Origin of the sequence: Shewanella frigidimarina (genome assembly GCF_003797125.1) — a bacterium.
GTDB lineage: Bacteria > Pseudomonadota > Gammaproteobacteria > Enterobacterales > Shewanellaceae > Shewanella > Shewanella frigidimarina.
The window spans coordinates 435,968-457,177 of record NZ_RKKE01000001.1 but is presented as its reverse complement, the minus strand read 5'-3'; the positions used below and the strand labels follow the sequence as shown (position 1 = coordinate 457,177).

Here is a 21,210-nt window from a genome sequence, read left to right as displayed (position 1 = left end):
TTAAAAGCGACAAAAGATGACTCTTAAGCTGTTATTGCATGATTAATTTTTGACGTTCAATAAATTGATGGAACTCAATTTTAGGTGCAATGGCACCTTTATGTTGGATCACAAATCCTGCTGCTTGAGAGGCTAATTTTATCGCTGTGCTGATATCTGCGCCAGTTAAGCGTGCGCCTAAATACACCCCGTTAAATGAGTCACCCGCTGATGTGGTGTCGACAACATTCGTTACTGGTGTGATTGATAAATGCTGTTGCTGGCCATTAATCAGATAATTAATGCCGTTTTCACCAGTAAGCGTAACCTAGTCCAATTACCTAGCATTTAAGAGACTGTGACGTGCTGTTTTTGTATTGACTCGTTTGTCACTATTGCAGGTTCATGATTGGTGAATAGAGATATTAGTGCCGCGTCGTAAATTACTGATCTTGATTGCGACTTTAATCCTGTTAATCTCAAAGTATTGCTTGTCTTGGTAAATTTCACGTTAACCTCCCCCAGATTAGTTGATTTCCTTTTCTTTACGAACACACAAAATTTAAATTATTCTGTTAAATGATTATTTGCGCTTGAATAGAAACTAACCAATCATTAAGATTATGTCAATAAATTGTTTTACCAATTGTTAGGGTTTTGCATTTTTAGTCTATTACCAATATGTTTAAAGGTATGACAATGTGCTATTCTTTCTATATTGAGATTAACATAACATGTAATTTAGTTGTTTGCTGCTAAGGTATTAACCGATAATATGTCAGCATTAACCAGTAAATTGGTTTTACTTTTCGAAGGAAGGTATATGAAAACCGTCGTTTATTTTGGCGAATAGTCGATACGATTGAAGCCGCTATCGCCAGTGGCGAGTATCCGGTAGGCAGTCGTTTACCCCCAGAGCGTGAGCTTGCTGAAAAGTTTGAAGTAAGCAGGCCAACTATTCGTGAAGCTATTATTGCACTAGAAGTGCGTGAAAAAGTGGAAGTGAAAACGGGTTCTGGCGTGTACGTGGTTGATCATCAGCAAAAACCGGTAGCGGTTAATAATGTTAACGCATTTGAATTAACCCAAGCACGTGCTTTAGTTGAAGGTGAAATAGCTGCTTTAGCAGCAAAAACCATTACTGCAGAAGAGCTTGAAAAACTCCATGAAACATTAGTAATGATGAAAGATATGCAAAATGTCGAAGAAGCAGACGAGCTGTTTCATCAGATCATCGCATATTCTACTCGTAACGGCGCGTTGATAAATTTGTTTGAAAACATGTGGGCACTGCGTTCATCAAGTAATGAAATCATTGAAGATTATAATATTGTTTGTAACACAGACAATAATAAAACCTTAGCAGAACATACCGCAATTTATCAGGCATTATCACTGCACGATGCCGCCGAGGCTCGTTTAGCAATGCATAAGCATTTTAATCGCTTAATCAATGTGTTGTTTGATAAATTAGAACAGCAGGCATTAGAAGAAGTTCGTCGGAAAAATAGTGCTAATCGCGACTTGTATTCAATTGAGAGTTTATTAAAAACAAAAGGTTAATTGCTTTTAAAGCGGATTAGCTCATTGCGATAAAATTAACGCGCTCACGCTTAAGTGTTAGCGCGTTTTTTATGAGAGATATTATGAGGGATGTTGACCATAATATCGGTAAAGATGACTTCATGATTTCAACTGCCAGCTTGAGATAACAAGCAATTTAGTTAACGCCATCAATAATCCTACCCCCAATGCAATGATGTGTCGCATTTTCAGCGGCCACTTTAGCTATTTGTTATATGATTTTTTTGCGCTATTGAAGTTGTAATATTCCACATAAATAGCGACCAATTAAGCAACTTGGTTAGTCAGTTGATGTTCTTTATGTTCAACTTACTCAGAAAATAAGCTGTTAAATTGGACTTTAAAAATATAAGAAATATCATAATTAGCTTCAATATTATTACAGGAGTTTATCCTCATTAGTTAGTGTAGCGGCTGTTCTATCTAGATAAATATGATTGAATTGTGTTGTTACCACTACCCATGCTCATTTTGGTAATGTCATTATAGGATTTAGTTTATTTGTGCGCTAACCAATTATACCGACTTGGTAATACCGATAGTGAGTTATTAAGCGAGGGAAGGTATTGGTCATAAGCTCAGTGCTTATTAATCATTCTGTTCACTTATCATTGCGGCTATTGATGCCTCGTTATTGCGAACGAGTGATCAACACAATCGGACATATAGTTATTTATTCAAGGGATATGAACATCACAAATCGATTTGCTTTTAGTTACAACAAAAAGAGATTTGTATCGCCGTTCACACTAATGAATGTTCAATGGTTATTTATGCTCGTTAATGTGAGTGTACGAAATAAACAAGGTGTAGTGAGTTGAATTACATACGAGTGAAAGGCTGCACATAAATTGTGCCGGCCCTCGCTCGTTACTATCAATATTGGTTTGGTTTTATATGCAGGGTCATGTAGGGGAACATGAACTTAGTACCTCATTCAGGACATTATTTTATTGCTTGTAAAATGACAAACTTACCATTAGAGGCAACCGTGGTGCAGTTTTTAAAAATGCGATTTATTTTAACGTGGTAGGCTAAATGTCGATTACCAACGATATGTAATAAACCGCCTTTTTTTAGGCGCTTATGCGCATCAACAAACATTTGCCAAGCGATATGGTCAGTAATGGCTTCACCTTGATGAAACGGAGGGTTACATATCACTAAATCTGGTTCAACATCCGCGGGTAAATTACTCAGGCAATCGTCCCAATGGAAAAAAGCTTGTGGCATTTGTTCAGTTTGAGGATCTTGGGATTGAAGATCTTGAGATGGAGTGTCTAACTCGTTCGCTTGCCAATTATGCTTTGCCGAGGCGATAGCCATATCAGAATCATCCACAAAGTGGATTTGCGCATTGGGATAACATTGCTTTGCGTGCAATCCTAAAATACCGTTACCACAGCCTAAGTCTATAATGTGCTTGAATTCACCTTTGGGCATGTTGTCGAGCATAATCCTTGCGCCAATATCGAGCTTATTGGCCGCAAATACATTAGCAAGGTTACTGATAGTGAGTTTGAGCTCATCGACATTCCAACTCACCGCTTTCGCTAATGAGCGTTTTTTACCATCGCTAATACAGCTAATTACCCGTGTTTTTTTCCACGCTAAACTGGCGGATGCGGGACCTAGATTTTTTTCAATACTGGCCAATAATGCTGGATTGATTGACTTGGCTTTAGCACCAATCAGAATTTGGGTTCCTGCTGGAAGCACCGTTGATAAACGCGCAAGTTGCTGGCCAAAATAGTGTAGGTTTTTCGGCAACTTCATCAGCACTAATTGAATATTTTGTGGCAGCGTTTCGCGGCTATTTAGCCAATGTATGTTGGTTGATGCGAGTTTGTTGTGTAATAAATTTTGCTGATAACCTAACAAGCTGGTTTTAGCATCCGTTTCGACAAGCAATTCACTGTGTGGATATTGCATGGTTAATGCACATGTGAGAGCCCCAAAGTTGTCATTTAGAATGGCGGTAGTGGTTGCTGTTATTTCGGTGTCGATTAAGTACTTTACTAGGTGTTCATCAGCGGCATCCCATGCTTGTAAGTTTGATGCTTGTTGGCTTGGATAACGAAAAAGCTCAAGCTCTATACCTGAACAAGCAAATTGGGTTGTCATGACGGTGTTACCTAATAAAAAGAATATCGATAAAATAGCCCGATATTATCTCAGATAACACTTACTAGCGCGAGGCTTAGGCTTAAACAAGTTGATAGGGATAATTTTGTGGAGTGCCTCTAGTTAACTGATTATCAAAGCTTCCTTGTTTAACTCGTGTTAAGCGACATGTTGAATTTAGGATACAGAACAAGGTGATATTGATTTTTTAACTTTGAAACTAAAACCTAACGTCACGACAATGGCTGTGCTGCAGAGATGATTGCTATTAATTGCACGCTTCAGTAACATCAATATATTGACTTAAAATAATGGTTTTCAAGGGATATTGATGAAAGGTGCTGGTGGAACGTCAGGTGGAATGGGTCAGTTCTTTATTGGGCTAGTGATGATGTGCGGTGGCTTTTATATGCTATTAAATGCCATTAAAGTGACAAGCTCATTTGGCTTTAGCAGCCATTTATATCAGCTGGGCGGCTTTGGGCTTACCAGTGGAATGGTGATGATATCCTTTATGTTTGGTGTTGGATTGATGTTTTATAATGGCAGAAACATACTTGGGTGGTTACTGACATTTGGCTCGTTAGTGGCACTGATTTTTGGCGTGATAAGCTCGATTAATTTTCGATTTTCTTACATGAGTGCATTTGATTTAATCGTTATCTTGGTACTTTGTGTGGGGGGTATAGGGTTGTTTTTACGATCGCTGAAAGCGATTGAAAAACGTTACCCTGAGTCTTAATGTTATGTTTTTTTAAACCTATTGGTGCTTAACATCCGCTTGTTTGAACATCTATAACAGGGCGTGCGGTGGCTGATGTTACTTGCCTGTAACGTAAATAACATGCAGCAACGCCCGCATCCTCTTTAATGACTCCATGCCAATATACCCATGCAGTTATAGGCAAAGTACTTTTGCGTTGTTGCCAATCACCTTCGGGAATATTCATTAGCATTGCAATACCTGCGGCTGTTCCGTCGGGATAGCCATAAGCTAAGTTAACATTGACCCCATCAATATTAAGCGTCGTAGTAGCAAGTCTTTTTACTCCAGCAATAGCGGCTTTTGAATAGGTTAAGGTCGCAGCTGATTGCATTGCTGTTTCCATCCCTCCCATGGTAGATACAATTGCATCTTTGCGTAAGCTAATGAATTTACTGCTCGCGACAACGGCCAATAAGGCCAAAATAATAATCACAACAACCAACTCTATTAATGTAAAGCCGTGCGATGGTCTTATATTATTTGTCATGCTATTTTTCATTTTATTACTCATGCTGTTTTTCATCTTATTTTTTATTTGATACTAGCATCATTTGTTCGGCGGTCGTAAACCTGCTGTGTCGACGTCTTATTGTTAAGGCATCTACAATGTGGTGTTTTGTTGGTACTATCAGGACATCTTAGTTATATATGCTGGTTAATACTGTGACGAATCCAACGACGACTTCAACAGAGTCTATATCTTCTGCTAAACCTCCTTTAAAACATTCTGTTCTACCTTGGATTTTACAATTTCTGTCTCCTTATCGTACGAAGGTAGTGGCGGCGATTGTATTTCTATTTATTGGATCGCTTGCATGGCTATCGCTTGGGCAAGGGGTACGGTTAATGGTCGATGAAGGATTTATTGCCGATAATGCAGGGCGATTGAATGAGATCATGTTGTTTATTATTGCTATTACAGCAATCAGTGGAACTGCGGTTTTCTGTCGTTTTTATCTGATGACTTGGCTTGGTGAGCGGGTTAGTGCTGATATTCGGTTACAGGTTTACAATCATTTATTGTCATTATCGCCAGCTTTTTTTGCGACTCAGCGTACCGGTGAGGTTATTTCACGTTTTACGGCAGACAGTACTTTGTTACAAAGCGTTGTCGGCTCAAGCTTATCTATGGCGTTGCGTTCAAGTGTGACCGTGATTGGTGGCATTGTTATGATGGCATTTACCAGTGTTAAGTTGACAGCATTAGTGCTGCTAGCCGTTCCTTTGGTATTAGGCCCGGTGATCTTTTTTGGCCGAAAAGTCAGAACCTTGTCGCGTAAAAGTCAAGATAGGGTAGGCGATCTTGGCGCTTATATTGATGAAACATTGCATGAAATTCATACTGTTCAAGCGTATACCCATGAGTCTAAAGACCGCCAGCTATTTGCTGACAGAGTCGAGGCGGTTATGGATGTGGCTAAAGGCCGTATTATGTATCGTGCGCTGCTTATTTCAACGGTGATGTTTTTAAGCATTGCTGCAATTGCTTTTGTTACATGGATTGGGGCGCAAGATGTGATGTCTGGCAGTATCACCGGTGGCGAGCTGTCTGCGTTTATGTTTTATGCCGTAATGGTTGCAGGTGCTGTAGCCACTATCAGTGAAGTGTTTAGCGAAATTCAACGAGCTTCTGGTGCAGCAGAGCGTTTAATTGAGTTAGTCAAAACACCGATTGATATACCCGAGCAAGTGACCCCCAACCAAGTCGTGCTACCTGTTAAAGGTTTACTTAGTTTTGATAACGTATGCTTTGCTTATCCGTCAGATCTTGAGCAAGACGTGATCCGCCAGTTGTCGATGTCGATTACTCCTGGTGAAAGAGTCGCTTTAGTGGGGCCTAGTGGAGCAGGCAAAAGCACCTTATTTGAATTGATGATGCGTTTTTACCAGCCTAAACAAGGACGGATATTATTAGATGGTATTGATATTTCTACTTTGGCATTGGCAGATTTACGCCAACAGTATGCACTTGTGCCGCAAGAGTCGGTGATTTTTGCCATGAACGTACTCGATAATGTGCGCTATGGCCGCTTAGACGCCAGCGATGAAGAGGTGAAACAGGCTTGCATTGCGGCTAAAGCGGATGAGTTTATTCGAGAATTTACTGATGGTTATTCGACTTATTTAGGTGAACGTGGCGTGCGTTTGTCTGGTGGGCAAAAGCAACGTATTGCTATCGCAAGAGCGATTCTTGCCGACAGACCAATATTACTGCTTGATGAAGCGACGAGTGCGTTAGATGCGATAAGCGAAATCAAAGTAAAACAGGCTCTGGATTCATTAATGGCCAAACGTACAACAGTGATTATTGCTCATCGTTTAGCTACCGTTATCAATGCAGACCGGATTTTCGTGATAGATAAAGGACAACTAATAGCCAGTGGTACTCACAACGAATTAATGGCCAGCAATGAGCTATATCGCGAATTTGCCAGTTTACAGTTATTGATGGATAACGAGCCGTCATAATGGTTACTGCTTTGTGCAGTGAGTGTGTCGTTGAGAAATAAAAAAAGATGCCGAAGCATCTTTTTTATTTTCGAATCAATTAACTTTTTTCAAATGACATTAATCGCAGTTTGATAATCAGTTATTGCTCAGGGTTGAGGTAACTTACATAGCGTTTAAGCACATTAAGATTTACCTGCTTGGCTCATCTCTTGCTTGCGTAGTACTTACCTAGCTCTTATTTACCTAGCTTTTATTTACGTAGTTCTCGACGCAAAATTTTCCCGACAGCACTTTTCGGTAACTGTTCAGTAAACTCAATAATGCGTGGAACTTTATAAGCAGTCAGTTGGCTGCGGCAGTAATCATTGATCGCCTGTTTGACCGCCTCGATATCCGCTGGCGGCTGTTTTAATACAATCACGGCTTTTACTGCTTCGCCAGAACGTTCATCTTCAACCCCGACGACAGCACACTCTAAAACTAACTCATTAGTTGAAAGTACGTCTTCAACTTCATTAGGATAGACGTTAAAACCAGAAACAATAATCATGTCTTTTTTACGATCAACAATGGTGTGATAACCATCTTCGCTGGCAATGCCAATATCGCCAGTTTTAAAGAATCCGTCTTTTGTCATGACGTTAGCGGTTTCTTGTGGTTTATTCCAATACCCTTGCATAACTTGCGGACCGCGCACTGCGAGTTCGCCAGCTTGACCGATAGCCACTTCATTATCATCCATATCGAGTACATGAACTTCAGTGCCCAATACAGGTTTGCCAATAGTACCGAGGCGTTGATGCCCTGGTGCATTAAGGCTGACAACAGGAGATGTTTCAGACAAACCATAGCCTTCTGAAATCATACATTGGGTGGTTTGTTGCCATAAGTTAGCTGCTGCACTCGTTAATGCAGTACCACCCGAAATGGTTATTTTCATTTTACTGAAATCTAAGGCTTTAAATTCTGGCTGATGACATAAGCCAACAAATAGAGTGTTTAAACCCGCAAACCCAGTAAATGGATAGGCTTTCATGGTATTGATTAGCCCTGCAATATCACGAGGATTGGGAATTAATACTGAACAGCTACCTGATTCAAAATACAGCACCAAATTAACCATAAATGCATAGATATGGTAAATCGGTAATGGCGCGACAAACACATCATGCCCTTCGGTCATGGTGCTAGCAATTCGTGATTTTACTTGACCAGAATTAGCCAAAAGGTTGCCATGATTGAGCATAGCGCCTTTCGATAAACCGGTTGTGCCGCCAGTGTATTGCAGAGCAATTAAATCATCATGGTTAGGTTTTATTGCCAGATAAGGATGCTTAGCACCTTCAGTGAGCACAGAGGTAAATGCCACTTTTTTAAAAGGGGTTTCAGGCTGAGGTTGCGGTTGGATAAGATCCATTGCGTGGGTCGAAATCACCAACTCTACTGTTGTTTTGTCGATCACGTTAGTTAATGTAGGTAGTAAATCCGACAATACGACTAAGGCTTTTGCACCTGAGTCGTTAAATTGATGAATAAGTTCACGTTCCGTGTACATCGGATTGGTATTGACTAGCACCATACCTGCTCGAATTACCCCATAAGCCGCAATCACAAACTGAGTAATATTAGGCAATTGTATCGCTACTCTGTCGCCTGGTTGCAATGAAGTGCTATGTTGCAAATAACTGGCAAAATCGCGCGAGCCTTGTTCTATTTCGCGAAAGGTAGTGCTTTTCCCAAGACATGCATATGCAACATTATCAGCATACTTGTCACAGGCTTTTTCGATCAAATCAACTATGGATGTGTATTGGTGTAAATCAAGTACTGAATCTGCATCATAAGCCATGCATACCACCTTAGATATTTTTGGTTATTATTATAAATCAAACGTCCGTTTAGATTATTTTTACTAACTTACACGGGTCAATATCAATTGGCAAAGATTCACTGAAATTGAATCAACATTAGATTACTCATTTAATAGATCGTCATCAAAACACGATTTAGAGTGTAAACAAATAGTTACACTTGTGTTTTGTGTTGATTTCGTTAAAAAAGTTTACTTCTCAAAAATAATTATATATGTGATCTATGTCACCAAAAATCAATTACTTAGAGTATTTTTTTGTTAATTGCTATTTAGCGCTTACTTATTTATCCCAAAAAGTGTTAGCAATTGTTTTTCAATTGTTATAAAAATGTAGTCGAGATAGGGAGTGTTTCGATAGGGAGAGACATGTTTTTCATTCATTTTGTGAAAAATATCGTCGACAAACAACAATAATAAGCAGTTGAGAACATAATAATGATGCAATCAAAAAAATCTAAATTTGGTATTAGCTCTTTGAGCTTAGCCATTTCATTTGCACTTGCCGGATCTGTTGTAAGTGCTCAAGCATTCGCAGCCGATGAAGAAGTCGCAAAGAAAGAAAACGTTGAAAAAATCGCAGTAGTCGGTTCACGTGCAGCACCTCGTTCAATTGGTGATTCACCGGTTCCAATTGATATCATTAGCAGTGATGACCTAAAGAAAAACGGTTCGACCGACATGATCGACATGTTAGTGACATCAGTGCCTTCTTTTAACTCTCGTGCACAACCGATTAGTGATGCAGCAACGTTAGTTCGTCCGGTTAACTTACGTGGTTTACCATCTGACAGTACACTTATTTTGGTTAACGGCAAACGCCGTCATCGTGCGTCAGTTATTGCTTTCCAAGGTGGTGGCATTAACGATGGTGCACAAGGGCCAGATATTTCGGTTATTCCTGGTGTGGCATTAAAGCAAGTTGAAGTATTACGTGACGGTGCAGCAGCTCAGTATGGTTCGGATGCGATTGCTGGTGTGATGAACTTTGTATTAAAAGATGCCTCTGAAGGTGGCTCTATCACTGTCAGCCAAGGTGAATACTACGAAGGTGACGGCGCAGCAACAACAATTGACGGTAACATTGGTTTACCTTTGACTGATGATGGCTTTGTTAATATCAGTGCACAATATAAAACCGCAGATGCGACTAGCCGTAGTGTCCAGCGTCCAGATGCAGCAGCCATTGCTGATGCGGGTAATACCTCAATTCTTAATCCTGCGCAAACTTGGGGTAATCCAGAGATCAATGATGATTTTACTGTATTCGTAAACTCTGGTTTTGATATCAATGATAACACTCACTTGTATGCATTTGGTAACGTGTCATCACGTGAAGCAACAGGCGGTTTCTATTATCGTAATCCACATAACCGCGGTAACGTTTATTCAGTAGATGGTGGTGAAAGTTTATTAGTTGGTGATGTTGGTTTGGCCACTGATGGTGTCGCAACATGTAACAACATGGATGTTCCTATTCCTAAGATAGATACCGATGGTGATGGTATTCCAGATCAAGATGGAAACGTGCTAGGTACTGACGCTTATCAAGCAATGGTTGCAGATCCTAACTGTTTCTCAATGAACCAAATTCGTCCAGGCGGGTATACACCACAATTTACCGGTAAAATTGAAGATATGTCTTTCTTCGCTGGTGTTAAAGGTGAGCTAGGCGAGTGGATGTATGATGCCAGTGCGGGTACTGGTAGCAACAAAGCCAGCTTTGGTTTAAAAAATTCTCTTAACCCATCATTGGGTTTAGACACGCCAACTGACTTTGATACCGGTTCTTACGAGCAAGTAGAAACAACTGTTAATATCGACTTTAGCCGTTTCGTTACTATTGGTAGCTTAGAAGATATTAGTTTTGCTACTGGTTTTGAATGGCGTGAAGAATCATTCGAAATTGGTCAAGGTGATGACGCCTCTTGGACTGCAGGCCCTTATGCCGATCAGGGATTCAATATTGGCTCACACGGCTTTAAAGGCTTTGGCCCTGAATCAGCCGGTAAAAACGACCGTAATAACATTGGTATTTATACTGACGTTGAAGCGTATTTAACCGAAGATTTCTTATTAGGTATTGCACTTCGTTATGAAGATTTCTCTACTTTTGGTGACACACTAAACTACAAGTTAACCGCGCAGTATGTTGCAACCGATGAATTATCATTCCGTGCATCACACAGTACTGGTTTCCGTGCGCCAACTGTTGGTCAAGAAAACGTAGTTAACACTCAAACATCGATTGTTAACGGTGACTTGATTCAAACCTTCATTGCTCCACCAACAAACCCATTAGCGGCTTTCTATGGTGGTGAAGTTCTTAATCCTGAAGAGTCTGTTAGCTTTGCAGCAGGTTTCGTCTACCAATATGATAACTTGTTCTTAACTGTTGATTACTACAACATTGAAGTTACTGGTCGTATTGCACAATCTAGTCAAATCTCGGTTGAAGCAAGTGACTATGATGCATTACGTGCTGCTGGTGTTGAATTCCCTGAGTTGATCTCTGCGGTAACCTTCTACACTAATGACTTTGATACAACGACTCAAGGTGTTGATGTTGTAGCGTCTTATACTACAGAAATGCTATCAGGTGATGCTAAGTTCAGTTTAGCTTATGGTTGGACTGATACCAGTGTTGATAAATATGACCCTGAAACAACAGATGCAGGTAAAGTTCGTCGTTTAGAAGATGGTATTCCTGCACACCGTGCAACCCTTACTTGGGGCCAAAGCTGGGATGATTTAAGCATGTCAGTTCGTGGTAATATGTATGGTGAATATTACGCTACACACGCTGATGATACCTCTGATTGGGGTTCTGAAGTGGCAGACGCTGCAGTGACTATCGATCTTGAAGTGAGCTATGCGGTACTTGATAACCTAACGGTATCAGTGGGCGCAAACAATATCTTCGATCAAGAAGCGCAGAAGCTAAAAGATGGCACTTTGGGTGAATTAGGTGCAGTGTACTACGAGAGTGGTCCATTTGATTACAACGGTGGTTTCTACTACGGCCGTGTTAATTACCGCTTCTAAGCGTTAGCGACATTCAAAAAACCAATCAAAAACTAAAAAGACTGCTTCGGCAGTCTTTTTTATTGAGAGCATTTTTTAAGAATTTTTCTTGAAGACTAAATATTTTTTGAAGATTAAGTATTTTATTTGACGACCAAAGCCAATGCTCGATACACATCGTCGATAATCAGCGCTTTAGGCAACTCAATACCCTCAGGGTAGGATGAGCCGTAGATTTTATTAAACGGCGTGCCAGCAGCCGCTTGCTGTCCCATATACTGTTCAATGACGGTATCTGCTTGAGTCCAATTACCTTGCATGAGGATAATGTGTTGTTGGTTTAATTGATTTACGACTTGTTCGCGATGAAGCACGTTGGCTTTATTGGTTTGGCAAGGGACACACCAGTCGGCTGTAATATCAACAAACACAATATTGCCTTGTTCAACATAGGTAGCAATTTTTTCAGGTTCAAGTGGCTGCCAATTCAATGTTTGATATGCTTGATAGTCTTCACCTTTATTAACAAATGCTATGATCCCCGCAAAACAGAACCCCATGAAAATGAGCATGGCTATCACTAAGGTCGGAATCGATTTGCCTTTTATTTTAGCCCAAATCAATATCACTACAGCGCTAAAAATAACCAAGAGTAATATCAGCATTAATGTGGTCATAGGTTTCCTCGGTAAATACGTTATCATATTCATCACTTAATAAGTGACGCGACATTAACAGCGCATACTTAACTGGTTGTTAAAATTGTTTTTGTACAAAGATTATAGATAGACTAACTGTAATTTAAAGAGGTGTTATGACGTTAAGTACTTGGCTGGGACTATTAGCGATATGCTGTTTGGGTGCTATGTCTCCAGGCCCGAGTTTAGCCATGGTAGTGAGGCATACACTCAGTGGTGGAAGATTACACGGTGTAGTGTGTGCTTGGGCGCATTCAATTGGTATTGGCGTGTATGCGCTGGTGACTTTATTAGGCTTAGCGGCAATATTAAAAGCATCTCCATTAATTTTTAATGCCATAGCGATAATCGGAGCAATTTACTTAGCTTGGATGGGTATTCAAGCGCTGGGTTCCAAAGGCGGGATGCAGCAAAAGTTAGCCGCTGGGGAAGCCACTAGTTTATGGGTTGCAGCTCGTGACGGGCTAGCTATTTCACTGTTTAATCCTAAGATATTATTGTTTTTTCTAGCCTTATTTAGCCAATTTGTCTTGGCTGCACAAACGACCACTGGCCAAGCATTAATTGTATTTACCCCGTTAATTATTGATGGCTTGTGGTATACCGTTATCGCATTTGTGTTATCACATTCTGCTGTACTACCTAAGTTACGTGAAAAGGCAAAGTTGATTGATAGACTCTCAGGTATTGTATTGATTTTACTTTCTATTAGGGTTATTTACACGCTGTTATAACACCGATGTCTAATCGGGTTACTGTGATTAATTATGCTGGTTATGCATAGGTTTAGTTGTTAAAGCGAACAGAGAAAATAGTAAGTAGTGATGGGGAGTGTTAAATGTGCCTGATTTTAAAAAAAGTAATCCCCACCAGATCTCTGGTAGGGATTATTGATTAACGGCTAATTATCAGTGACGTTGTTAGCGAATGCTAGGCACCTTTAAACATTTGCACGCTATCATCGCTTTTTTGCTCTTGTTGCGGTGCCGCTACAGGAGGATTAGCAATATGATCTTCTAAGTTTTCTTTTAGCATGGCTTTAAATTCATCAGAGAACCAAGCTAATGCATGATCTTTTTCAGCAGCAAGATCAGCTGATTTAATTGAGGCTTCGAACGCATTAAAGCGTGCTGAAGCAAATCTCATTGCTGTTCCCACTTTACCAATATCATTTTCTTGTTGGCTTAGTTGATTGGCTAGGGCAATAAATTGGTCAGCTATTTGATACATTGTTAATTCTGGTTTGGCTTCAGACATCAGATCCACTTTTTGTGAGTTAATTTTCCATTGAGTGTAACGTTTTTATTGGAAAATATCAGGTAAAAAATTAGCTATTGGGATCTGAATCTACCAAGACCTGGCCGTTACGTGAGTCATAATATATCGACATAAGTGATAGCGAGTTGTAGTTATATCGGCATTGATCTGGATTGATATATTCCGCTTGGTAATCAGATGAATCTTTATCTGCACTACTCGAAACGCTTGGACCATCCTGCAACAGAGTAGGCCAGACGGAAAGGCAGTCATTAACGTTATTCAGTCTTGGAGAGGCTTCGTAAGGTGGATAATTCTGTGCAGGATAGCCCCATTGGTTCATATCCAGTTCGCCATCGGTTCCGGCTTGACTGAAAATAGCTAAATTATCTGCTGGGCCAGAATACCCCATCGCGGCCCACTTCAAATGAGCCAAGGTTATTGCTGAAGAAAATGCTCCGCCAGTTGCTTTTACATTGGCGATTTTAGCATCTTGGCCTAAATCGATGAATTTCGGCAAAGCGATAACAGCGATGATCCCAAGTATGATAATAACAACGACGAGTTCAATAAGGGTAAAACCACTTTTAGCGGTGCTTTTATTATTACGTAATGGCATCATATTATTCGTAATGGTGATTAATCTGTTAATAGTAACTAAAGACTGAGCCGTTCACTAATTTATCGCTTACTTTTAAGGAATTCATTGAATGACCTCCCATTGGCAAGAGTTGTTTGAGCAACAACAATCTCAGGAATATTATCAACATTTGCAACACTTTATAGCCTCTCAAAGGGCCGATAATAAAACCGTTTATCCGCCTGATGATGAAGTGTTTACTGCTTTTGATTTAACGCCGCTTTCAGAGGTTAAAGTCGTGATACTGGGGCAAGACCCTTACCATGGGCCTAGTCAAGCTCATGGGCTTTCTTTTTCGGTTAAAAAAGGTATTAAACCGCCTCCATCATTAGCGAATATCTATAAAGAATTAACTGATGATATTGAAGGCTTTGTGACTCCCGAACATGGCAATTTAAGCTCTTGGGCTGAGCAAGGTGTTTTACTATTAAATACGGTACTGACGGTAGAACAGGGGTTAGCTCATTCACATGCTAAATCTGGCTGGGAGACATTCACTGATAATGTATTGCTGCGATTAGACCAACAACCTTCGCCGATTATATTTGTGTGTTGGGGAAATCATGCTATCAAGAAAGGTCGTTTGATTACGGCATCGCATCATCATGTATTGAACGGCCCGCATCCATCGCCATTATCTGCTTACCGAGGTTTTTTTGGTTGCGGTCACTTTTCAAGTATTAATCAATTATTAATTGAACAAGGCAACCTAGCCATAAATTGGCAAGTTTGATCATAAAAAAAGGTGTGAATTTAGTATTCACACCTTTTTATGCATCAACATCAAAAATGAATTCATGATGGATTATGCAGTTAATAACTGATTGTTACTCACTACTGTTAATTACTATTAACTGCTGCGATTAACCGACAGATGAGCTAACGAAATGAGTGCTTGCTTGTAGTCGCTGTCAGGGAAAACAGTGAGTGCATCGATGGCCTTCTGTGCTTCTGCTTGAGCTTTCTCCTGAGTATAAACTAATGCACCAGACTCCTCTAATGCTACTAGAATTTCATCAATCGCTTTGGTGCCATCACTTTGCTCAATAGCATCTCGAATCAGTTTTTTAGCTGTATCAGAACCGTTTTCCATGGCATAAATTAGCGGTAATGTTGGTTTGCCTTCAGCAAGGTCATCACCAATGTTTTTGCCTAGTTCGTCAGCGTTAGCTGTGTAATCCAGTAAATCATCAGTTAATTGAAAAGCTGTGCCGAGATATTTACCGTAATCAGCTAATGCTTGTTCTTGCTCTGGGCTCACATTGGCTAATACGCCGGCTAACTGAGTTGCCGCTTCAAACAATTTTGCAGTTTTACAGTAGATAACCCGCATGTAGTTAGCTTCAGTGGTATCAGGGTCATTACAGTTCATTAACTGTAACACTTCACCTTCTGCAAGTACGTTAGTGGTATGAGCAAGGACTTGCAGCACTTTCATGTTTTCGAGCTCGGTCATCATTTGAAATGAACGAGTATATAAAAAGTCACCTACGAGCACGCTAGCGCTATTACCAAATAAGGCATTGGCGGTCTCACGGCCGCGACGCAATGTCGACTCATCAACGACATCATCATGTAACAAAGACGCAGTATGGATAAACTCGATGATCGCCGCGAGTTTAAGGTGATGCTCGCCTTGATAGTCAACGGTTCGTGCGGCTAATACTGATAATAACGGACGTAAACGCTTACCACCGCCATTGATAATGTAAAAGCCTAATTGATTAATTAGGGCTACATCAGATTCAAGTTGTTTGTATATCAGCTGATTGACTGCTTGCATATCAGTGTCAGCCAGTTGACGAATGGCGTTTAAATCCATAATAGTCTCTGGTTGTTGGGCGACAGGCTTGCACCCTTAATTAGTCATATCGAATTAGAGCGCATATCTTACAGGATATCAGTGCTATTTTTCAAAGTATGTATTTCCACAATTGAACATACAGAATCCTGATTTTACGATAGTTAGTAGGATTCTGACCAATTTAATTATAAAACTTAGGTATAAATGAACATGGCCATGTTAACTAAATTTTAAAGAAGGCACATTAGCTATTAATGAATAGTGTGCAGTAATAAGGTCTTTTTTATTTGATAGTGAATTAAGACTTGCCTGATGATAATTCTTCGCGTAGAATCCGCGCCCATTGTCATTAAAAGTTTTTTAGCACCTAGTCTCGTCAATAATATGAGTTAGTGTGTTAGTCATTTGGAGTAAAATAGCCATGTATGCTGTTTTTCAAAGTGGCGGAAAGCAACACCGTGTTGCTGAAGGTCATACAGTTCGTTTAGAAAAATTAGAAGTTGCTACTGGTGAAACCGTAGAATTCGATCAAGTTTTATTGATCGCTGATGGTGAAACAGTACACGTTGGAGCTCCTTTAGTTGCTGGCGGTAAAGTGGTAGCTGAAGTAGTTGGCCACGGTCGCGGCGAAAAGGTAACTATTATCAAGTTCCGTCGTCGTAAGCATCACGATAAGAAGATGGGCCACCGTCAGTGGTTCACCGAAGTTAAAATCACTGCGATTAGCGCATAATTTAGGAGTCTAACTCATGGCACATAAAAAAGCTGGCGGTAGTACTCGTAACGGCCGCGATTCGGAAAGTAAACGTCTTGGTGTTAAGCGTTTTGGTGGTGAATCAGTTCTAGCTGGTAACATTATCGTTCGTCAACGTGGTACTAAGTTCCACGCTGGTGTAAACGTAGGTATTGGTCGTGACCATACTTTGTTTGCATTAACAGACGGTAAAGTAAAGTTTCAAGTTAAAGGTCCTAATAACCGTAAGTTTATTAGCATCGAAGCTTAATTCTTTCTAAGCTAGATCTCGAAAGCCCTGCCTATGGTGGGGCTTTTGTGTTTTTTATATCATTAAACTGTTGTTGATAGTTTGATGATTTTGTTTATATGCAGTAGGCGATATCGTGATGAATGCTATCTTCAGCGCTTTCCTGCAAATTCCAGTGATTTGGGATTATAATTACAGATTAAGTGGCGTCAGGAGTCAGTATGAAGTTTGTTGATGAAGCGAATATTCGCGTAGAAGCAGGTGACGGCGGAAGCGGTTGCGTGAGTTTTAGACGCGAAAAATATGTACCAGATGGTGGTCCAGACGGTGGTGATGGCGGAGATGGCGGCAGTGTATACCTGCAAGCTAACGAAAACTTGAACACGCTGATTGATTATCGTTTTACTCGTTTTCATATGGCTGAACGTGGCACCAATGGCCGTGGTCGTGATTGTACCGGGCATGGCGGTAGTGATTTGGTTCTGCAAGTACCAGTAGGTACTCGTGCTATCGATCAAGAAACAGAAGAGTCACTTGGCGATCTTACTGTAAATGGACAAAAGCTTCTTGTTGCTAAAGGTGGTTTCCACGGTTTAGGTAACACCCGTTTTAAAAGTAGTACTAACCGTGCTCCGCGCCAAAAAACATTAGGTACCCCAGGTGAAGTACGCTCAATTAAACTTGAGTTATTGTTACTTGCTGATGTGGGTTTATTAGGAATGCCAAACGCAGGTAAATCAACCTTTATCCGTTCAGTATCACGTGCTACGCCTAAAGTTGCTGATTATCCGTTTACGACTTTGGTGCCAAACCTTGGTGTGGTTAATCCGCGTCCAGGCCAAAGCTTTGTTATTGCCGATATTCCAGGTCTAATTGAAGGTGCTGCTGAAGGTGCTGGCTTAGGTATTCGTTTCTTAAAGCATCTTGAACGCTGCCGTATGTTGTTACACATTATCGATATCGAACCTATTGATGGCGTAGACCCAGTTTATTCTGCTCGTGCAATTGTCGGTGAACTTGAGAAATACTCTCCAAAGCTAGCGGCAAAACCGCGTTGGTTAGTATTTAATAAAACCGATTTACTGCTAGATGAAGAGATACAAGCTAAAATTGATCGTATTGTCAAAGAGTTAGATTGGCAAGGTGATGTTTATACTATGTCAGCTTACAATCGAACTGGTACTGAAGAGTTAAGTATCAAGATGCTTGACTACATTAGAAGTTTACCAGCTATTGTGGAAGAAATTACCGCAGATGCTGATGTTGAATTCAAATGGGATAATTATCATAGCGCTGAAGATGAAAACGCTAATGAAAATTATGATGATGACTTTGACGAAGATTTTGATGATGATGACTATGATGTAGAAGTTATATATCAGCGTTAAAGAACTCATTTGAGGACATCGTGTACGAAGATAGCCAAAATGAAATTACCCGCCTTGTAGTGCGCTGTGCGCAGCTATTACTGGCATATGGTGCTGAGTCTGATCTCGTTGAAGAGATTAGTCAGCGCCTTGGTAAAGCGCTCGGTATTGCTAGCATTGAATTATCAATATCATCCAATGCATTAGTATTAACTAGCTTGGTACACGGTCGATGCATTACCACAACCCGTCGTATTCGTGCTCATGGCATTAATATGATGGTGATTTGTGAGCTTCAGCGAATCTGTATACTAGCCGAAAAGGGCATTTATGGTGCCAATGAAGTTCGTAGACGTCTCGCTCATATTTCTCCTAAAACATATCCCGCAATTGCTGTAGTTCCTATGATAGGTTTGTCATGCGCAAGTTTCTGTCATTTATTTGATGGGGACATGATGGCCTGCTTAATCACATTTTTTGCCTCATCGGTTGGAATGATAGTACGTCTTTTTCTGGCATCTCGACATTTTAATTTATTGGTTAACTTCTCACTGACTGCATTTGTGATCACGGCTATTGCTCAAATCGGCTATCTTGGCTCTCTCTCTGAAACACCTCAAGCCGCAATGGCGGCAAGCGTGTTGATGCTAGTACCAGGGTTTCCGCTTATTAATGCCATTTCTGATATGGTTAAGGGCCACATGAATGTGGGTATTTCCCGTTGGGGTCATGCAACCCTATTAACCTTAGCATCGGTTATTGGCATTACGATCGCGATGCAAATGGGAGGGATTTTTTAATGTTATCCTTTCTAAGTTTGTTGCTGCATGATGCATTTTTTTCGGCGATACCTGCGGTTGGTTTTGCGATGGTGTTTAATGTCCCTAAACGCTATTTAATTTATTGTGCCATTGCAGGTGCTATCGGCCACAGTTCAAGAACTTTTTTATTACATTTTTCAATGCCAATTGAATGGGCGACATTTATCGCAGCAGCTATTGTTGGCTTGATTACTATTCAGTTTGCTAAACGTCACCTTGCCCCACCATTAATGTACGCTGTAGCTGCCATTATTCCCATGGTGCCAGGAACGTATGCATTCAATACTGTCATAGCATTAATTCAACTCACGGCACAAAGTCAGGTTAGTCCCGAACTAACAGCTCAGGTCATCGTCAACGGTTTAAAAACAGTATTTATCCTAGGCGCGCTGGCCGTAGGGTTAGCGTTACCAAGTTTGCTTTACTACCGCACCAGACCGATTATTTAACCATAAGGATTTAGCTTCAATGCGTATCGCAATGATTGCCGCAATGGCCAACAATAGAGTTATAGGTAAAGACAATAAAATGCCTTGGCATTTACCTGAAGATTTACGCCACTTTAAAGCGATGACCTTGTCTAAACCTGTTGTTATGGGGCGTAAAACCTATGAGTCAATTGGTCGACCATTACCGGGGCGCCACAATATAGTGATTAGCCGTAATAGTCAGTTGAGTATTGAAGGTATTACCTGTGTAAAAAGTTTCGATGAAGCTATTATAGCTGCGGGTGATTGTGAAGAAATTGTGGTGATTGGCGGTGGTCAACTTTACCAACAACTATTGCATCAAGCTGACGTATTATATCTAACGCTAATTGATGTCGATGTCGATGGTGACACGGTATTTCCTGCTTGGGATGATGGTTCTTGGGATTTACAGAACTCAGTAACTGCAACAAACGACAAAGGATTGCAATATAGCTTTAACACTTTAGTTAAAAAATGTTAAATTAGTCGGGTTTAACCCTGAAATTAATATGTAGAAGTGATCTAAAGCATGATCTCTATACATAGCTATATAACTATAAAATATAAAGGAGTGTCAGATGCGTCTATTGCCTGTAGCTATTGCAGCCCTGATTGCAGCATCTTTTGTGTCAGCCCCTGCTATTGCCGATACAGATCAATTGGTTGCAAATATTTGTGATTATGTAAAATCAGACGACAAAAGTCGTTTACGTAAAAAGATGAAAGAAAGTCGTGTTAAATTACGTAATGTTTATTCAGGTATTTCTTGTGATGGCAGCAGTTTATTGCGTACTGCCTACAATTCAAATGCCAATGATGTCGGTGAATTTATCGCAAAGCGTCTACCTTCAACTGATTTAGCTGTTCCTGAGGCTGACGGCAAAACCATTCTTGAATGGGCTCTTGCTAATGGTCATGATGGTAGCCCGATTACTGCCGCGATTAAAGAGCGCGTTGGTGGCTAATTCTGGCGATGTGTAATCGTATAAGTCAGTCAATGTAAATTAAAAATGCCGATAAGTAATTATCGGCATTTTTTTATGTCGATAATTCACCCATTATGTTGATTAGCAATAACTATAATACCCGTCCTATACATGTCTATTTATTCTTTTTGTTTTAATTTTTAGTCTGCTTACTATCAATCTGCCATTTGCCCATAAATTCGCTCTAAAATTCATTTTCTATCAATCCAGAAGCAAACTATTCATTCAGGGTTGAGCTATCTATTACAGTAAAGGCTTACTACGCGTTACGAACAGAAGTTAAAAGCACACTCAGTTGGCTGCTCTGCTACTGCTTCAGGCATCATATTCTGCTATCTATAAATCTATTTATTTCATTTATCATCTGAGTGTAAGTTACCCGTAAT

Annotated in this window: 20 protein-coding genes and 1 pseudogene; 13 read left to right on the top strand and 8 right to left on the bottom strand. The window is 40.3% G+C overall.

Annotated elements, in window-relative coordinates; translation table 11 throughout:
• Window positions 1-31: 31 nt before the first annotated feature.
• Window positions 32-286 (bottom strand): annotated as a pseudogene (locus tag EGC86_RS02015) (carbohydrate kinase family protein); the annotation flags it as partial.
• A 488-nt stretch (window positions 287-774) separates the two neighbouring features.
• Between EGC86_RS02015 and EGC86_RS02010 the strand changes: the two are divergent.
• Entirely contained in the window at window positions 775-1,542 is a 768-nt protein-coding gene (locus EGC86_RS02010; protein WP_123776466.1) for a FadR/GntR family transcriptional regulator, read from the top strand.
• A gap of 966 nt (window positions 1,543-2,508) precedes the next feature.
• On the opposite strand, the gene EGC86_RS02005 is transcribed toward EGC86_RS02010, so the two are convergent.
• Entirely contained in the window at window positions 2,509-3,687 is a 1,179-nt protein-coding gene (locus tag EGC86_RS02005; protein WP_011638544.1) for a methyltransferase, read from the bottom strand.
• Between the two features lie 331 nt (window positions 3,688-4,018).
• Here EGC86_RS02005 and EGC86_RS02000 point away from each other — a divergent pair, with 331 nt between their 5' ends.
• Window positions 4,019-4,429: a hypothetical protein gene (locus EGC86_RS02000; protein WP_123776465.1), complete on the top strand. Its 411-nt coding sequence runs from the start codon at window positions 4,019-4,021 to the stop codon at window positions 4,427-4,429.
• A 28-nt stretch (window positions 4,430-4,457) separates the two neighbouring features.
• On the opposite strand, the gene EGC86_RS01995 is transcribed toward EGC86_RS02000, so the two are convergent.
• Window positions 4,458-4,940, bottom strand: a complete 483-nt coding sequence (locus EGC86_RS01995; RefSeq protein ID WP_165872321.1) for a pilus assembly FimT family protein — start codon at window positions 4,938-4,940, stop codon at window positions 4,458-4,460.
• 161 nt (window positions 4,941-5,101) lie between these two features.
• On the opposite strand from EGC86_RS01995, the gene EGC86_RS01990 reads away from it, so the two are divergent.
• Window positions 5,102-6,922 (top strand): ABC transporter transmembrane domain-containing protein, encoded by a 1,821-nt coding sequence (locus EGC86_RS01990; protein ID WP_011638541.1) that lies wholly within the window; start codon window positions 5,102-5,104, stop codon window positions 6,920-6,922.
• 232 nt (window positions 6,923-7,154) lie between these two features.
• Here the strand turns inward: EGC86_RS01990 and EGC86_RS01985 are convergent, their stop codons facing one another.
• The gene (locus EGC86_RS01985) at window positions 7,155-8,753 is read right to left on the bottom strand and encodes an AMP-binding protein (protein ID WP_123776463.1); all 1,599 of its coding nucleotides are present in this window, start codon (window positions 8,751-8,753) and stop codon (window positions 7,155-7,157) included.
• 459 nt (window positions 8,754-9,212) lie between these two features.
• On the opposite strand from EGC86_RS01985, the gene EGC86_RS01980 reads away from it, so the two are divergent.
• Window positions 9,213-11,819: a TonB-dependent receptor plug domain-containing protein gene (locus tag EGC86_RS01980; RefSeq protein WP_123776462.1), complete on the top strand. Its 2,607-nt coding sequence runs from the start codon at window positions 9,213-9,215 to the stop codon at window positions 11,817-11,819.
• 122 nt (window positions 11,820-11,941) lie between these two features.
• Here EGC86_RS01980 and EGC86_RS01975 read toward each other — a convergent pair whose 3' ends face one another.
• Window positions 11,942-12,475, bottom strand: a complete 534-nt coding sequence (locus tag EGC86_RS01975; protein WP_123776461.1) for a thioredoxin family protein — start codon at window positions 12,473-12,475, stop codon at window positions 11,942-11,944.
• 137 nt (window positions 12,476-12,612) lie between these two features.
• On the opposite strand from EGC86_RS01975, the gene EGC86_RS01970 reads away from it, so the two are divergent.
• The gene (locus EGC86_RS01970; protein WP_102037814.1) at window positions 12,613-13,230 is read left to right on the top strand and encodes a LysE family translocator; all 618 of its coding nucleotides are present in this window, start codon (window positions 12,613-12,615) and stop codon (window positions 13,228-13,230) included.
• Between the two features lie 196 nt (window positions 13,231-13,426).
• On the opposite strand, the gene EGC86_RS01965 is transcribed toward EGC86_RS01970, so the two are convergent.
• Together EGC86_RS01965 and EGC86_RS01960 are read right to left on the bottom strand one after the other, a co-directional pair.
• On the bottom strand, window positions 13,427-13,753 hold the full coding sequence (locus tag EGC86_RS01965; protein ID WP_011638536.1) for a DUF3144 domain-containing protein: 327 nt from the start codon (window positions 13,751-13,753) through the stop codon (window positions 13,427-13,429).
• Window positions 13,754-13,823: 70 nt separating this feature from the next.
• On the bottom strand, window positions 13,824-14,375 hold the full coding sequence (locus tag EGC86_RS01960; protein WP_123776460.1) for a prepilin-type N-terminal cleavage/methylation domain-containing protein: 552 nt from the start codon (window positions 14,373-14,375) through the stop codon (window positions 13,824-13,826).
• An 88-nt stretch (window positions 14,376-14,463) separates the two neighbouring features.
• On the opposite strand from EGC86_RS01960, the gene ung reads away from it, so the two are divergent.
• Window positions 14,464-15,126: a uracil-DNA glycosylase gene (ung, locus tag EGC86_RS01955; protein ID WP_123776459.1), complete on the top strand. Its 663-nt coding sequence runs from the start codon at window positions 14,464-14,466 to the stop codon at window positions 15,124-15,126.
• A gap of 117 nt (window positions 15,127-15,243) precedes the next feature.
• Here ung and ispB read toward each other — a convergent pair whose 3' ends face one another.
• Complete coding sequence (gene ispB / locus EGC86_RS01950; RefSeq protein WP_011638533.1) at window positions 15,244-16,215, bottom strand: octaprenyl diphosphate synthase; 972 nt, start codon at window positions 16,213-16,215, stop codon at window positions 15,244-15,246.
• Between the two features lie 403 nt (window positions 16,216-16,618).
• Between ispB and rplU the strand changes: the two genes are divergently transcribed.
• The 7 genes from rplU (at window position 16,619) to EGC86_RS01915 (ending at window position 20,803) form a co-directional block, all read left to right on the top strand.
• Window positions 16,619-16,930, top strand: coding sequence for a 50S ribosomal protein L21 (rplU, locus tag EGC86_RS01945; protein ID WP_011638532.1), 312 nt, complete (start codon window positions 16,619-16,621; stop codon window positions 16,928-16,930).
• Between the two features lie 16 nt (window positions 16,931-16,946).
• Entirely contained in the window at window positions 16,947-17,201 is a 255-nt protein-coding gene (gene rpmA / locus EGC86_RS01940; RefSeq protein WP_011638531.1) for a 50S ribosomal protein L27, read from the top strand.
• A gap of 200 nt (window positions 17,202-17,401) precedes the next feature.
• Window positions 17,402-18,568 (top strand): Obg family GTPase CgtA, encoded by a 1,167-nt coding sequence (gene cgtA, locus EGC86_RS01935; protein WP_011638530.1) that lies wholly within the window; start codon window positions 17,402-17,404, stop codon window positions 18,566-18,568.
• A 20-nt stretch (window positions 18,569-18,588) separates the two neighbouring features.
• Complete coding sequence (locus EGC86_RS01930; RefSeq protein ID WP_011638529.1) at window positions 18,589-19,347, top strand: threonine/serine exporter family protein; 759 nt, start codon at window positions 18,589-18,591, stop codon at window positions 19,345-19,347.
• Entirely contained in the window at window positions 19,347-19,817 is a 471-nt protein-coding gene (locus EGC86_RS01925) for a threonine/serine exporter family protein (protein WP_011638528.1), read from the top strand. The genes EGC86_RS01930 and EGC86_RS01925 overlap by 1 nt, the downstream gene beginning before the upstream one ends.
• 19 nt (window positions 19,818-19,836) lie before the next feature.
• On the top strand, window positions 19,837-20,319 hold the full coding sequence (gene folA, locus EGC86_RS01920) for a type 3 dihydrofolate reductase (RefSeq protein WP_123776458.1): 483 nt from the start codon (window positions 19,837-19,839) through the stop codon (window positions 20,317-20,319).
• A gap of 97 nt (window positions 20,320-20,416) precedes the next feature.
• Window positions 20,417-20,803 (top strand): DUF3718 domain-containing protein, encoded by a 387-nt coding sequence (locus tag EGC86_RS01915; RefSeq protein ID WP_123776457.1) that lies wholly within the window; start codon window positions 20,417-20,419, stop codon window positions 20,801-20,803.
• Window positions 20,804-21,210: the final 407 nt, after the last annotated feature.